The 13,687-nt window shown below is 69.2% G+C and carries 19 protein-coding genes; 2 read left to right on the forward strand and 17 right to left on the reverse strand.

The window, feature by feature from the left end; translation table 11 throughout:
• The 7 genes from ACT4N3_RS05035 to ACT4N3_RS05065 form a co-directional block, all read right to left on the reverse strand.
• The coding region (locus ACT4N3_RS05035) for an outer membrane protein (protein ID WP_444854115.1) at positions 1-912 on the reverse strand (912 nt) is incomplete at its 3' end.
• 199 nt (positions 913-1,111) lie between these two features.
• Entirely contained in the window at positions 1,112-1,603 is a 492-nt protein-coding gene (locus ACT4N3_RS05040; protein ID WP_444854116.1) for a DUF2793 domain-containing protein, read from the reverse strand.
• Positions 1,604-1,619: 16 nt separating this feature from the next.
• A complete protein-coding gene (locus ACT4N3_RS05045; protein WP_444854117.1) occupies positions 1,620-3,767 on the reverse strand; it encodes a phage tail protein in 2,148 nt (715 codons plus the stop codon).
• A gap of 2 nt (positions 3,768-3,769) precedes the next feature.
• Positions 3,770-4,180 carry a peptidoglycan endopeptidase gene (locus tag ACT4N3_RS05050; RefSeq protein ID WP_444854118.1) on the reverse strand — a complete coding sequence of 137 codons (411 nt, stop codon included), beginning with the start codon at positions 4,178-4,180 and terminating at the stop codon, positions 3,770-3,772.
• Positions 4,170-4,304: a hypothetical protein gene (locus tag ACT4N3_RS05055; RefSeq protein ID WP_444854119.1), complete on the reverse strand. Its 135-nt coding sequence runs from the start codon at positions 4,302-4,304 to the stop codon at positions 4,170-4,172. Before ACT4N3_RS05055 ends, ACT4N3_RS05050 begins: the two co-directional genes overlap by 11 nt.
• 64 nt (positions 4,305-4,368) lie before the next feature.
• Entirely contained in the window at positions 4,369-5,184 is an 816-nt protein-coding gene (locus ACT4N3_RS05060) for a DUF2163 domain-containing protein (RefSeq protein ID WP_444854120.1), read from the reverse strand.
• A 1-nt stretch (position 5,185) separates the two neighbouring features.
• Positions 5,186-7,453, reverse strand: coding sequence for a DUF2460 domain-containing protein (locus ACT4N3_RS05065; protein WP_444854121.1), 2,268 nt, complete (start codon positions 7,451-7,453; stop codon positions 5,186-5,188).
• Between the two features lie 92 nt (positions 7,454-7,545).
• On the opposite strand from ACT4N3_RS05065, the gene ACT4N3_RS05070 reads away from it, so the two are divergent.
• Positions 7,546-7,989, forward strand: coding sequence for an OmpA family protein (locus ACT4N3_RS05070; protein WP_444854122.1), 444 nt, complete (start codon positions 7,546-7,548; stop codon positions 7,987-7,989).
• A 30-nt stretch (positions 7,990-8,019) separates the two neighbouring features.
• On the opposite strand, the gene ACT4N3_RS05075 is transcribed toward ACT4N3_RS05070, so the two are convergent.
• The 4 genes from ACT4N3_RS05075 to ACT4N3_RS05090 all read right to left on the reverse strand — a co-directional run bounded on the left by ACT4N3_RS05075 (position 8,020) and on the right by ACT4N3_RS05090 (position 9,559).
• Positions 8,020-8,604 (reverse strand): tail tape measure protein, encoded by a 585-nt coding sequence (locus ACT4N3_RS05075; RefSeq protein ID WP_444854123.1) that lies wholly within the window; start codon positions 8,602-8,604, stop codon positions 8,020-8,022.
• Positions 8,597-8,767, reverse strand: a complete 171-nt coding sequence (locus tag ACT4N3_RS05080) for a phage tail assembly chaperone (protein ID WP_444854124.1) — start codon at positions 8,765-8,767, stop codon at positions 8,597-8,599. The genes ACT4N3_RS05075 and ACT4N3_RS05080 overlap by 8 nt, the downstream gene beginning before the upstream one ends.
• A 10-nt stretch (positions 8,768-8,777) precedes the next feature.
• Positions 8,778-9,026, reverse strand: coding sequence for a GTA-gp10 family protein (locus ACT4N3_RS05085; protein ID WP_444854125.1), 249 nt, complete (start codon positions 9,024-9,026; stop codon positions 8,778-8,780).
• A 125-nt stretch (positions 9,027-9,151) separates the two neighbouring features.
• Positions 9,152-9,559 (reverse strand): phage tail tube protein, encoded by a 408-nt coding sequence (locus tag ACT4N3_RS05090; protein ID WP_444854126.1) that lies wholly within the window; start codon positions 9,557-9,559, stop codon positions 9,152-9,154.
• A gap of 46 nt (positions 9,560-9,605) precedes the next feature.
• Here ACT4N3_RS05090 and ACT4N3_RS05095 point away from each other — a divergent pair, with 46 nt between their 5' ends.
• Entirely contained in the window at positions 9,606-9,911 is a 306-nt protein-coding gene (locus ACT4N3_RS05095; protein WP_444854127.1) for a hypothetical protein, read from the forward strand.
• Positions 9,912-10,043: 132 nt separating this feature from the next.
• Here ACT4N3_RS05095 and gp17 read toward each other — a convergent pair whose 3' ends face one another.
• From gp17 to ACT4N3_RS05125, 6 genes are all read right to left on the reverse strand, one after another.
• Positions 10,044-10,433: a tail completion protein gp17 gene (gp17, locus tag ACT4N3_RS05100; RefSeq protein WP_444854128.1), complete on the reverse strand. Its 390-nt coding sequence runs from the start codon at positions 10,431-10,433 to the stop codon at positions 10,044-10,046.
• Entirely contained in the window at positions 10,430-10,987 is a 558-nt protein-coding gene (locus tag ACT4N3_RS05105) for a head-tail connector protein (RefSeq protein ID WP_444854129.1), read from the reverse strand. The genes gp17 and ACT4N3_RS05105 overlap by 4 nt, the downstream gene beginning before the upstream one ends.
• Positions 10,987-11,268: a phage fiber-tail adaptor protein gene (locus tag ACT4N3_RS05110; protein WP_444854130.1), complete on the reverse strand. Its 282-nt coding sequence runs from the start codon at positions 11,266-11,268 to the stop codon at positions 10,987-10,989. The genes ACT4N3_RS05105 and ACT4N3_RS05110 overlap by 1 nt, the downstream gene beginning before the upstream one ends.
• A 71-nt stretch (positions 11,269-11,339) precedes the next feature.
• Positions 11,340-11,495 carry a hypothetical protein gene (locus ACT4N3_RS05115; protein ID WP_444854131.1) on the reverse strand — a complete coding sequence of 52 codons (156 nt, stop codon included), beginning with the start codon at positions 11,493-11,495 and terminating at the stop codon, positions 11,340-11,342.
• Between the two features lie 5 nt (positions 11,496-11,500).
• Positions 11,501-12,736 (reverse strand): hypothetical protein, encoded by a 1,236-nt coding sequence (locus ACT4N3_RS05120; protein ID WP_444854132.1) that lies wholly within the window; start codon positions 12,734-12,736, stop codon positions 11,501-11,503.
• A 107-nt stretch (positions 12,737-12,843) separates the two neighbouring features.
• Positions 12,844-13,687, reverse strand: an 844-nt coding sequence (locus ACT4N3_RS05125; RefSeq protein WP_444854133.1) for a phage major capsid protein, incomplete at its 5' end; no start/stop codon positions are given.

Below are 13,687 nucleotides of genomic sequence, written 5' to 3' on the forward strand. Positions count from 1 at the left end.
CTGGCCCGTCGACGCATACTGGGCAGCCGCATTGTCGAGGATCGCTGCAGCAGCGGCAGTGATCTCATCCATGTCCCAATCGAAGAACACGATGAACGGCCCCGGAATCGGCGGCGGCGGAGGCGGCGGCGGAGGCGGAGGCGGAGGCGGAGGCGGAGGCGGAGGCGGCGGAGGCGGAGGCGGCGGAGGCGGCGGCGGAGCGCCGAAATTGTAGGTGATGCCGCCGAGCAGCGAATGCGACCGGAACCGCGACTGCGACTCTTGCCCGCGCCAGTTCACCGTCCGGATGTCATCGACGTTGAACCAGCGATAGCGCAGGGTGACGTCGATATTGTCGCTGATCGCCTGGCGAACGCCGGCAACCACCTGCCACGCGAAGCCGGTGTCGGAATCGTCGAGGAAGGGGGCCCGGTTGGCGAAGCGGCGCAGGTTATTGTAGCTGACCCGCGCGATACCCGCGCCGGCGCCGACGAACCCGCTGATGCCGTCTTCGTCACCGAAATCGAACATGCCGTTGATCATGAAGGACAGCGCGGTGGTCCTGCCGCCGCCAGCTGGTGCGACGATGGCCGGACGAGCGGCGCCGTTGCCAGCCACACTGCCATCACCCGGCAGGTTGATGACCGTCTCGAGCTCATCCAGCTGCGCCGTGCGATAGCCGACCTCGGCCTCGAGCCGGAAGGCGCCGAGGTCGTAGCCGACGAACAAAGCGCCGTCGTAACCGTAATTGTGGTCGATCTCGACTTGGCTGGTGCCGGTCGGGATAATCGGACCCGTGCCGAAGTCGAATGCGATGTCCTCGACGATCATCGCACCGAAATCGCCGCCGACATACCACGCATTGTTGCGCGCCAATGCCGGAGTCGCGAGCACGGTGGACGACAGCGCCACAACAATGGCGAGCTTCCGCATAAATCTTCCCCTTTCTTATTCGCGTCCCAACCGGGAACGACAGGCCATTCCTTACGGGAAGCCAGCAAGGCGCGCAAGCGCGCTGAACTCCCGTTCTGTTGCCGAAATGCCGCAGTCGGCAAGGAACATGCCGGCCCCGGTACGGACGAACGCCCTACGCCTTGCCGCACATCTGGTTCCCGCCTGCGCTCGGCCAAATTCAATCGATGAGGCCATGCGCCTTTAATGTCACAATCAGGAGATCGATCGCCGTCCGCGCTTCCGCATCGATTGTCGTTCCGCCAGAAGGACTTGGGACATCCGGCTGGCGCGCACCGACGACCTGGTCGCCGTCGATGAGCAGCGCCGCCACCGGCCAGCCGCCGACCCATGCCGCGCCGGACCAGTGCAGCCAGTTGCCGGCGGCCTTGTTCCACGCCGTCATGCCCGAGACCGGCACCGCGAAGCGCCAGCCGCCGCCGGTCCAGGTCGCGAGCGAATCATCTCGGTCCGCCCAGTCGCCGATCGCGCCCCCCGCGACGAGCCAGCTCTCGCCCGCCGCTGGCGCTGTCGGCGGATCGGTCAACGGCCTGTCCTCGACGCAGGCATGCAGCGCCGCGTCGATCAAGGTCAGGGCCTCGTTGTGATAGGCCTCCTTCTGTGCCTGCCCCGGTGCGATCAGGGGCAGCGCGAAGCGCGTGGTCGTGCTCATCTCTTTCCTCCGCTGGTCAGTCGAGCGTCAGCGCGGCTGGTTGTGATAGCCCGTGGTCGCCGACCTGCCGGACGGAAAGGACGAGCGTGCCGACCGCCCCGTCAGCCGCCTGCTTGGCCGTGTCGTAGACGAAAGCGGGTGCGTCGATCTCGGCCACCCGTTCGAAGCCTTCGCCCGCGATCGTCAATCGATAGCGCTCGCGCTCCTCGCCGTGCGGCGTGTCGGCCCCGCTGGCCCAGGCCCAGCCAAGCCGGCTGCGCCGCGTCCATGCGATCGCGACGTCGCCGCTGGATAACCGGAGCGCCCGGAGATGAACCGGCGCCGGCGGCAGCAGCGACTGGCCGAAAATGGTGAGCGAGGAGACGGCCGGCGCCAGGTCGCCAACCCCCGTCGCGCTAACCACGGCCTCGGCGCCGATCGATCCGGCCGGCGCCTCAAGCGGCGCGAGTGCCGCCGTCTCGATCAACGTGAAATTCTCGCCTGTCGCGTGCGTTGCCATTGCCCACTCCGTGCCGCGCCGCCCGCGGAGCAGCCGGGACAAACGATAATGCGCGCCGCCCAGTGCCGTGGCGCGGCCGAACTGGATCAGCTCAGCGCCGACCAGCGCCAGATTCGCACCCGCGATCAGCGCCTCGTCCGACGCATTTTCGAGGACCGTTGCCGCGCTGAGCAATTCGATCTCGACGGCGCCGACGTTATCGAACAGCAAGGCCTGCCCCACGCCCAGCGCGTGCACGGCTGTCCCTATTATCGCCGGGGCGGCGGTTGCCCCCGCATCGATCCAGCTCGCACCGCCATCGAAAGTCGCGAGCAGTGCTGCCCGCCGCCAACCGGGCTCGCTGCCGGCCGCCGCAACGAACAGCAATGGCCGTCCGCCCACCGGCTCGCCGATTGGCGTATCGATCAGCTGCACGGTGGTCGGGCCGTGAACGAGATCTGGTTGGCCGCTCCCGTATCCCGCTTCGGCCGGTGCGACCGCCGGCGCCGGCCCGGCGAGCCGCTCCAACTCCATTTCAACGCTCATCCGTCCCAACTGCCAGCGCCGTATTGCCCAGCGCCCCGCCTCATCCTCGATCGTGACGATATCGCCCGGACGGGTGTCGGCTTGAGCCCAGCCTAGGCTGAGCGTGGCGCGCGTCCGTCCGGCCCGTACCGCCGCCAGCCGCGCCTCCGCCAAGGCCTTCGCCGCGTCGGCGGCAAGCGCGGCGGGGAGCGCCCGACGCTCCGCGTTGCGCCCGTCCTCGCCGGTCGTCGCGCGCTGGAGGCCGGTCTGGAAATCGCGCGCCGGGTCATAATAAGCCAGGCTGACCTCATCGGGAGCGGCGCCGGCCGCTTGCCGCACGATCTCGCGCCTGCCCTGCTCTGCCTGACGTTCGATCCCCACCGGAAATCCGTCACGCACGCCAAGGCGCAGCGCGGTGCCCCGGTCCATAAGCGCAAGACCAGCCGTGTCGGCCAACGCCTCGATCGCGCCGCGCACGCTGTCGCCACCCGCCGCATAGCCGACCAGCGCGGGACTGGGGCCGCCAACAATCGCGCCCTCGGCCAGAACCTCGGCGATCGCGCCGATCGTCGGCGGCTCGCCATCCGCCTCCACTTCGAAGGTGAGCGAAGGGATACGATTGCCATAATCGGCCAGCTCGAAATCCTCGAACAGAGCATAGGCGAGTCCGCGAAATGCGGACGTCTCCGCCAACCCTTCTGCCGACGCGATCAGCGGATCGACATCCTGGTCCTCGTCGCCAGGATACAGTCGAAAACCGGTCGCAGTCTTGAAATCGCCAGCCGCGCCGCGCAGCAACTTGCCGTCGGCCCAGATTCGCCCGAGGCCAAGAATCGGCCGCGCCGAAAGGGCAACCGCGAAATTGGCCGAATAGGCATAGTTGACGGTCTTCGGCTGACCCTTGCCGCCGCTGGTCGAGCGCCGCTCGATGAGATCGGTCGCCCAGATCACGCTGCCCGCGACCCGCATGCGCCCGAACAGCTTCGGCAACATCGCGCCATAGCTCGAAGTCTGGACAGCGAGTTCGCCGAGCCTCGGCCCCTGTCGGGCCTTCGGTGCGAACAGGCTGCGGTCGACCTGCTGGCCGAGGATCGAGCCGAGAGCGCCGCCGATCGGACCACCGACCGCGGTGCCGACGGCCGTCAGGATGAGCGTCGCCATCTCTACCGACCGGCGCCGGAATAGCGCCAGGCCGCGAGAACCGGCCAGGGCAACGCGCCCGGCGTCTCGACCACCCGGCGCAGCCCGGCATGCGCGTGAACATAGCCGCCCGGCGTAAGCACCGCCGCATGCAGCTGCCCGGGGCCGCTTTTCGCCACCAGCACGTCGCCCGGCTCGCCCCGGTCGGACGGCAGCCGCACGAAACCCATGGCGGCGAGCCCCGCATTCGCCGCGTCGATGTCGCTGCCACGGAGCCGATAATCGTCCGGCGTCCGTTCGCGCCCGATTCCCGCGGCCATCATCACGACGCCGACGCAATCCAGGCCCTGCTCCGCCGACCGCCCCTGCGGCCGAAATCGCGTCCCGATCAGCGCCCGCGCCCGCGCGACGGTCGCCGCGCCCTCATTCGCCACCCGCCGGCTCCTTCTTGCCGATCTCGACCCGATAATCGTCGATCTCGATCGTCAGCCGCTCCGGCCGGTGCGCGCAGCCCGCCAGCGCGAGCAGCAGAATGACGATGCCAGCCCTCAGCCGCATGTTCCTCTCCTCTCCAATATTGTCCCCTCCCGCCTTTGCGGGAGGGGATTAAGGGGTGGGCTCTTCAGGCGCCCGGATAGCGCGTCAGCAGATCCATCCCGGGCAAATGCGGTTCGCCGCGAAAATTCACGGCGTTGCCGAACCGGCCGACGCAAGTAGCGAGCCGGCGGTCGCAACCCTGGATAAGCTCGACCAGATCGCCGACCGCCGCCGCGAGAGCCGGCGGATCGCGCAACGTGACGACCGCACCGGCCGAGCCCATGATCGCGCGCTCCAGCCCGCTGTTCGCGCCGGCCAGCCAGCGCAGCCTGCCATAGCGCCAGGCGTCGTCCGCCGCGCTCGCATCGACCTCGATCTCATCCTCGCTCGCCACCGCCACGATTTGCACGGTCCGCGTCAGGCCGGCCAGGTCGACCCGGCACTTCTTGTCGCCGAGTCGCGCCCGGCATTCGGGCGACGTCTGCTCGACCGCCGGCCGGTCGAGCGCCGCTGTCGGCCCCTTCAGCTCCGCCTCGAACGCGTCGCCCTGGATCGAAACCTCGCCCAGCTCGCCGCGCGCCAGATGGAGAATCTCGCCCTCCGGCTCCTCCCAATCGACCATGAATACGGAGACCGCCGCCCCATCCCAGCGCCCGGCCTTCAGGTCGGCGGCAGTGATTGCGTCGCTGGTCAGCGCCCCCTCGACATCCAGCGTGTCGAGATCGAAGCCATCGGAGCGAGTGATCGACGAAGGCAGCATGCCGGGCGCGGCCCGGTAGACGAGGCCGCCGATCGCCAGATCGCGGTCATGCGTGGTGAAGCCGAGCGCCACTCCATCCCGCCGCTCCAGCCGCCAGCACAAGGCGATGGTGACCAACGGCTTCGCCAGAAACGCAACCATCTCAGCCTTCCCGCACCTCGATCAGCGGCACGCTCGGTACCTCGCCGGCGAGGAAGGTGGCGCGGTTTACCTCCAGTCGATCCTCAGCGAAGCGCACCGGAACGTCGAAGCGGAACCCAGCCGTCACCGCCACGCCCTCCGCCGGCGGCTCGGCGAAGCTCACCACGCCCTTGTCGCCCAGCAGCCAGCCCGACGCCTGCTCCACCCCGTCGACCGCGACCCGCGCCGTCCCGCTCACTGGCCGCGTGATCCGCCGCCTCTGACCGTCATAATCCTTGACGAGTTCGAAATCGGTCCGCGCCCCGTCGCCCTCGCCGAGGACCTGGTCGGTCGGCTCAGGCGCGCCGGCCATCCCGCTGGAGCTGTTGTCGAACGGATCCTCGAACCGGAACGCCACCGCCGCCCCGCGCCGCGCCCGGAAGAAAGCGATCAGCGCCTGCAATTCGGCCTCGCTGCGCACGCCAGGCCCGGCGTCGAAGCGCAGCCGCGCGTCGGCCCAATCGGCATTGCGCTGCTCCACACCGTTCGCCGTCGTCACGATCGCGGTCGAGAATTCCGGCGTGACCGCCGCCTCCCGCCCCAAAGCGATCGGAAACCGCACGTTTGCGAAAGCCTCCACACGTTCCTCCCCGGTGCTGAAATAAGTGAACCCGTCCCGCATCACCTGCGGCAGCGCCCAGACGAACGTCTCCGCCGCGCCGCGCGCCCGCGCCGCTTCCACCGCATGAGCGATCCGCGCCCATTGCGGTGCATCGTCCGCGTTCAGCACGAACCCGCTGAAATAATGCTGCTCCCCGATGGGATAGCCGAGCCGAGCCGCCATCGCCGCGACCGCTCCCGCCGTCGCGCCGCCGCGCCCGGACGTTACCCAGTCATAATCTTCGAGCTGCAGCACATCGAAGGCCGGCGCGGCCCAGCCGAGCGGTATATTGGCCCGCTTCACCTCGGCCCCATCCAGCACCGTTGGCGGATAGACGAGGAGCAGTGCCTCCGCCTCCGCGTCCACCGCCCGCACCGCGTCGCACAACGCCGCGGTCGAGGCCGCCAGCGCTGCCCCCGCGGCATCCAGCGTCGCCAACTGCGCCGCGTCCAGCTCGGCCCGGACATCGGCGATCGCCGCCGGGTCGAACGCCGCCACCGCCGCATCGTCGTAGAGGCAGATCGTCCCGTCGCTTCGGACCCACCACCAGGGCTCCCCGACCTGGAACCGGACCCGCTGCCCGGCGTCCACCGCCAGCCCCGCGAACGCCCCCGCAATCCCCTGTAGCCATCCCATCGCCCCCGCATGGCAAGGCGAAAGCAGCGCCGAGGGCGGCTCCCACCCGGTCAGCGCCGGCGCGCCCGCCATGTCCCGTTGCTTCCACGCCTCCGGGCAATGCTGGTCGAGCAGTTCGTAGGAGAGCGACAGGATCACCTCGAACCCGAGCCCCTTCGCCCGTTCGAGAAAATCCGCATGCCACGCCGCGCACGGAGCATTGAGCTCGGCGACCGCCTTAAGGTCGCCGTCGAGCCGGAAATAATGGCTCATCCCGACATAGTGATTGATCACGCCGCGATAGCCGAGCCAAGCGATGTTCCGCAGCACCCGCGCCGGCGTCATATGATAGAGATCGTCATAGCCGGTCGCGACCCGCAGCTTGTGCTCCGGCACCAGTCCGTCGCCGATTTGGAGCACCGAGCCCGATCCGTCGCAGGCGATCTCGGAAAGCTCCGCCCACCCTTCCGCCGGCTCCGCCAGCAACGCGTCCTCGCCCGTATAGCCCGGTGCGACCAGCGAGACGAACATCCGGTCGATATCGCCCGCGAACACCGGATCGTCCCCGGCCCAGCCTCCCGCCAGGGCCCCAAAGTCGAGCGCCACCGCCGCATCTTCCGGCGTGCCTTCCGCATGGTTCCACAGCCGGACGAACCAGCTCCTGGCCTCGCCCGCTTCGTCCCGCCCCTCGATCGTCAGCGTCGGCCCGTTCACGGCGTCGAGCGGCAGCACGCCGTCCGAGCGCCAGCGAAAGCGCAACTGGCAGCGCCGGAAATCCCGGCTCGTCTCGTAGCGCAGCAGCGGATGATCCCACCGGTCCGCGGCCTCCCAGATCACCCCGGCCAAATCGTTCGCCGTGTAAAAGACGGCATCGACCCGAAGGCTGTTCGGCCCGGTCGTGACGGCGGACGCCATCATCGGCCGCGGAAAATCGACGCACCAGTAACGCGCGTCGAACCGCTTCGCGAACCCGAACGTCTTCGCCGCGCCAACCGGCGCGAGCCAATGGGGCATCGCCCTCTCCCGTCACTTTCCAGGGCCGTCATTCCCGCGAAAGCGGGAATCCTGCTTCTTGAACTGGGCCGATCGACGCCTAAGGTCTCTGCATGGCTGGCTCGCTGATCCTTGCTCTGGCTGCGTTGTCGATCAACATGCAGCAGACCGAACCTTTGGGCGATTATTGCCCGACCTACCTGGTGTTTTTCGATGAGAGATCGGACCGGCTGGATCGCCGCGCTATGGCTATGATCGATAGTTGGATGTCCTTCGCCCGCATGTTCGAGATTCCGCAAAATAGGTTTCTGATTGAGGCGGGCACGGATAGCGAGGCGGAAGCTCGCGCCAGTCTCGATTTGTCGTTCCGACGCGGCCGCGCCGTCATGCGCTATCTTGTGTCGCGAGGATATTCTTCTAGTCGCTTTGTGATTCGCTCAGTCGGCGCTCGTCCCCTCACAAATCCTTCAGACCCGGCAAGCGACCGCAGGGCGCTTCTGATCCTTCGCACGACACATTCGAACTTCGGTCGTGTTATGGGCGACCTCGTCTGCTGAAACCCGTATCGAAGTACCACTTCGATCCGATCAATCCTCCACCCGCATCAGCGCCGCCTTCACCGCTCGCGCCACCTGCCGCCCGGACACCTGCAACGCCCGCGCCTCGCCGCTCGCCGGGGCATTGATCGTCACGTTCACCCGCACCTCGCGCCCGCCGCCGCCGCGCCCAAGAGGACGCATCGCCTCGATCCGCCCGCTCGCCGCCGGCACGAACAGTTCCGGCCCGCGCTCGCCGACCAGATAGGGCCGCCCGGGCGACACTGGCCCGCCGATCGCCTTGCCCGGCGCGCCCACAATCGCCCCGAACAGCTGCGCCAGGCTGACCCCGATCCCGCCTTTCTTGCCGCCGCCCAGCAGTTCGTTGAGCCCGCCCCGGATCGACGCCGCCGCGATCTCCGCCAGCACGCCGAGCGCGGTCCGCCTCAGATCCTCGAACCCAGCCTGCCCGGACCGGATCGCGGCGATCAGCGATCGCTCCAGCACCCGCCCCGCCCGATACGCCCCCTCCGCGAACGGCCCGTCCAGTTCGGCCAGCATCGCCTTCACGTCGCTCGCGAACGCTGCCCGGTCCGCCCGCACCGCGACCACCGCTTCGTCCAGATCGTCATCCATCGGGAAACATCTCCATCAGCCGCGCGAGGTCGTCCGCCGTGGCTGCGTCCGGCGTTTCGTCCACGAAGGCGCTCAACACCGCCACAAGCTCCGCCGGCGTCGCCCGCCAGAACTCCTCCGGCCGCCAGCCCAACACCGCGCCGGCGAGTCCCGCAAGCCGCACCGCCGCCTCGCTAAACACGGCCGTGCAGGATCTGCCCGAGCAACGCCCGCAGCGCCGGCGCCGCCTTCGCCAGCCCCATCTCCACCAGCGCCTCGCCAATCCTCTCGCGCGGAACTCGCCCGTCGGCGCAATGCCCGAACAAGGCCGCCGTCTCGGCCAGCGTCAGCCGTCCTTCCGCCGCCCGTTCGACGAGCGCGAACAGCGGCCCCAATTCCTCCTCCGCGGCGACCAGCGCCTCGAAGCTCGGTCGGAGCACCACCTTCTCTCCAGCCAGCACAATCGCCGCTTCGCCGCGAGCCCAATTGGCAGTCTTCTTCCCCTCCCTGGCTGCAGGGAGGGGATTGAGGGGTGGGTGCGCGTGCGAAACGCGCGCTTCTACCTCGGTCATACCGCCGCCACCGCACCGGAGCTTTCGAGGCTGACCGCATAGGTCCGCTCGCCTCCATGATCGCCGGCATAATCGAGCCGGGTCACCAGGAACCGCCCACGCAGCCGCTCGCCGCTCTCGAAGCTCAACTCGTAATCGTCGAGCGCGCCGCCCAGCGCATTGCCCTTGATCCGCCCCTCGGCCGCCGAGCCGGTGAAGATGCCGCTCGCCGCCACCGAAACCGATCGCACGCCGGCGCCCGACAGCAATTCGCGCCAGCCTTCCGAGTCCTTGCTGGTCACGTTCACCGCCTCGCCGTTGACCGACAATTGGGTCGTCCGCATGCCGCCGATCGTCGCGTAGCTGGGCGGGCTCCCGCCATTGCCGACCTTAAGCAGAAACGCGCTTCCTTTTTCCGCCGCCATGGCGCAGACTCCTTTTCGTCAAAGCATTGAAAAGATGGAGAGGAGGATGCTTTCATCTTTGCTTGCGCTGGCGATGGCGATGCAGTCCGACACCACCCGCGCCAGCCGCGAGGCGTTCACCCGCTGCCTCAGGCAATTCGTCGAGAGCAGCATGCAGGCCCGCAAGACGGCCGCGCAGTTCGAGGCCGAATATGCCCAGGTCTGCACCGCTGAGCAGACCGCGTTTCGCGAAGCGATGATCCGCCGCGACATGGCCATGCGCTCGACCCGATCGAGCGCCGAGGAAACGGCCAATCTCGAGGTCGAGGACGCCCGCACCAACCTCGCCGGGCTATTTGAACCGCCAAGATGAGCGCGACCCGGAAATAAGGACTGCGGACGCAAAGCGGCCCCAGTCCTTGTTTGGGAGTCGCGCCAGCCGGCCGGCGGGTCGGCCGTCCGGCCGAGCCCGACCGACGTCACGCCACAATGGTGCGGTGACGGCCTAGTTCTCGCGTTCCATCCTCACCCGCACCTCAATCATCCCTGTCCATTCCCCCGCGCGCTTCTGCGCGGTTCGCGTCCGCGACGTCACGACGTTGACGATCCGCCAACCCTCGACCGCACCATCCAAGCCGAGCAACGCAACCTCCGCTGCGGCCATCAGCCTCCTCAACCGCCCCGGCCGCTCGCCCGCGTCGCGGATCGTGACGGCCAGCCGAACCTCGCGTCCCTCGCCACCCTTCCAGCCCCAGTCGCTTTCCGGCCCCAGCTCGATCGCCGCATAGGGCAGGCTCGCCTTGACGGGCACGCCCTCATAGGCCCCGTTCAGCCCGACCGTGCCGGCCAAGGCGCCCAGCGCCGCCGCCGCCAGCGCCTCGCTCGCGCTCGTCATCGCGGATTCTGGCCGAGTCGCAGCCGCCGCCAGGGCCGCCACAAGGCGGTCACCGCGGCCGGTGGCGATCCCGGCTTCTCCGTGTCGCGGCTCGCGAAATAGTGGATCGCCAGCCGCGCGATGCCCAGGCGCAACGCTTCCGGCACGCCGTTCGCATCGCCGGCCAGCCCGGCGACATAGCTCACCTGCAGCCGCCTTTCCGTCCGCGCCGCGGTCAAGCGGACCCAGCCGTCGCCGGCTGCGTCAATATCGACCGCATAGCCGTCGGCCGGGAGCAGTGCCTCCGCGCCGTCCAGCCCGATCGCGGCAACCGGACCGATCGACCGCACCGGTGCGGCGCCGAGCCGCGTCCAGGCCGTGCCTGCCGCCACGGTCTCGCTCACCTCCCGCGCGATCAGCAAGCTGCCGGTGAAGCTTTCGCAAAGATCGGTCGCCGCGCGCGCCAGGCCGGCGAGCAACGCGTCTTCCTCGCTGGTCGCGATCCGGCCGTCGGCCTTCAGCTCGGCGAGCGAGACCGGCAGCGCCAGCGCGGCCGCGGCGACAAAGCCTGCCATCACCGCTCCTCCACGCGAATGGTGAGCGATCGCTCGTCGCTGCGCCCGTCCGACAGGGTCACGCGATTGCCGATCCGATAGACACGACCCGGCACGCCGCCCGACACCGTCGCCGCCGTCCGCCTGAGGTCGAAGCTGCCGACCTCGACGATCGCGCCACCTTCCTCCTCGGGTTCGACCTGCCAATCGCTGGCGGCGATCACCTGCCCGTCGAGATAGGCCGCGCCCCAGTCGATCGCATAGTCGATCCGCGCCTCCGGATCCTTCAAGTAAAGACTCATTTCAAAGGCTCCCTCCCCTCCCTTCCAGGGAGGGGATCAAGGGGTGGGTGCGCGAAGCGCCAGCTTCGCACTTAGGGCTTGGTCGCTTTCGCCGTACGCGCGTCGACTGGCTCCACCATGGTCTCGCCGCTCCGCACGCCGCCCGGGCGCGGTCCGCCATGTTCCGTCGCGAGCCGTTGCAAGCCGGCGTCGCCGATCGCCAGCGCGCCGATCGCGGCGCCGTTCATCTCCGTCAGCTCCCGATCAGCCCGTGCGCGGTCAGGTCGTCGATCAACGCCTTCACCCGCTCGGCCAGCGCCTCGGTGGTCACGCTTGCCGTGTCGAAGCCGCTGCGCGCCGCAGTGCCGGAGGGCGCCGCCCAGCCGGTCCGCCGCGTCGCGACGACCTGGCTGCCGCCGATGGAGATCGCGTCCTCGACGAAGAGGGCGCCGGTAAGGGTGGTTGCGCCGCTGCCGGCGAAGGAGGCCGCAATGGCGCCGCTCGCCGTCGCGATCTCGACCATGTTGGCCTTGTCCGCGTGGGCGCTGCCATAGGCGCGGACGAACGCGCCGCCGCCGCCTGCCGAACCGCCATAGAGGGTGAAATCGGCGTTGGTGGCGATGCGGTAGAGATAGTCGCCGGCGAATGCGCCGAGACCGCCAGACCCGGCGGCGACGGCGCCGCTGACCGACAGGCTTGAAATCCCGCCGATCGTGCCTCCCGTGATCGAGACGTTGGCGGCGTCCTGCGTGGCGATGGAGCCGAGGCCGAGATTGGTCCGTGCCGCCGGCGCGCTGCTCGCGCCAGTGCCGCCGTCGGCAACCGCGAGATCGATGATGCCGCTGATGCTGCCGCCCGTGATCGCGACTGAATCTGCGGCCTGGACCGCAATGCCGCCCAGCCCGGCATGACCGCGCAGCGCCGTTGCGTCGGCGAGCGCGAGGTGGGCGCGGCCGAATGCCGTTGTGGAGAGGCCGGCGATCGCGCTCAAATCGGAATCCGCCGGCTGATAGGCGCCGGCATGATCATGGCCGGCCGCCGCCGCGTCGGCGATCCCATAGCCCGCGAGCGTCGTCGGCCTGCCCGACAACGAGCCGAAGCTGTGACCATGATCCGCCGCGGCCTTGCCAGCGAGCGCCTCGGCCAGGCCGTCGACGTCGGCAATCCCGACACCCGCCTCCTGGTCCTCGAACCAGGCGGCGTTGGCGGTCAGCGCCACCGTCTTCAGCCCCGCCGAAAACGCCACCGCAGCGCCGCCGGCGGACGAGGCGATCGGACTCCGCGCCAGCGCACCGCCGACGATCTCGCCCTCGCCCGTCTCCCATTCCTGCGGATGAGTGACGCCGCAGATCGCATAATGAAAGCGCGCCCCGCCCGGCACCGCGGCAGCGAAGGTCCGGTGCCCCGGCAAGGCGCCGCCCAGCGCCAGCTCGCCGGCGCCGGTCACCCAGCACGCCTCCCGCACCAGGTCGGCGAAGTACAAAGCCATGATCGGCCTTTCGATGTTTCGAAAAGGGTCGCGCCCGCCGGCAAGGGGGGAACCGGCGGGCGCGTTCCCTCTCCCGCTTGCGGGAGAGGGTTAGGGTGAGGGCCCGCCTAAGCCGCGAACTTCAGCAGCTTGATCGCCTCCGAATTCATCACCTGGCCGCCGATCCGCTTGGTCGCGTAGAAATGGACGAACGGCTTATGCGTGTAGGGGTCGCGCAAAATCTGCGTCTCGCTGCGTTCGGCGATCAGGTAACCCGCCCTGAAATTGCCGAAGGCGATGGCGAGCCCATTGGCGCCGATATCCGGCATGTCCTCGGCCTCGATCAGTGGATAGCCGAGCAGGCTGTCCGGCTGGCCGGAGACCAACCCCGGCTGCCACAGGAACGCGCCGTCGTCGGTCTTGAACTTGCGGATCGCCGCCGCGGTGGCCGAGTTCATCACGAACGCCGCGCCTTGCCGGTAGGGCGTGCGCAGCGACTGGACGAGGTCGATGAGCTTGTCCTGCGGCGCGCTCGCCGGGAAGCCGCCGGCGACGCCGGTCCTGATGAACTGCAGCGTCCCGAAGGCGCGCGTCGCGTCCGGATCGGCGCTGTTCGGCGCCGCGAGGAAGCCCTTGGGCTTGTTCGTCCCGTCGCCGGACACGAACGCCGCGCCCTCGGCCCGCGCGAACTCGACCGCGATCTCCTCCGCCAGCCAGGCCTCGACGTCGAACGCCGCGTCGTCGAGCATCGCCTGGCTCGCCGCCGGATTGGCGTAGAGGTCGCCGAAGGGCGGCGCGATCTCGGCGAAGTCCGGCGTGTCGGTCTCCGCCCGCGCCCCGCCTTCCGCGGCCCAGCCGGACGGCGTGCCGCCGGTCGTCACCAGCTTGCGATAGCCGGCCGAGCCGACCCGCACGACATTGGCGATCGCCCGGATCGGCGAGATCGCGGTCAGCGTCTTCTCGATCCGCGCG

Origin of the sequence: Sphingosinicella sp., assembly GCF_052388015.1 — a bacterium.
GTDB lineage: Bacteria > Pseudomonadota > Alphaproteobacteria > Sphingomonadales > Sphingomonadaceae > Allosphingosinicella.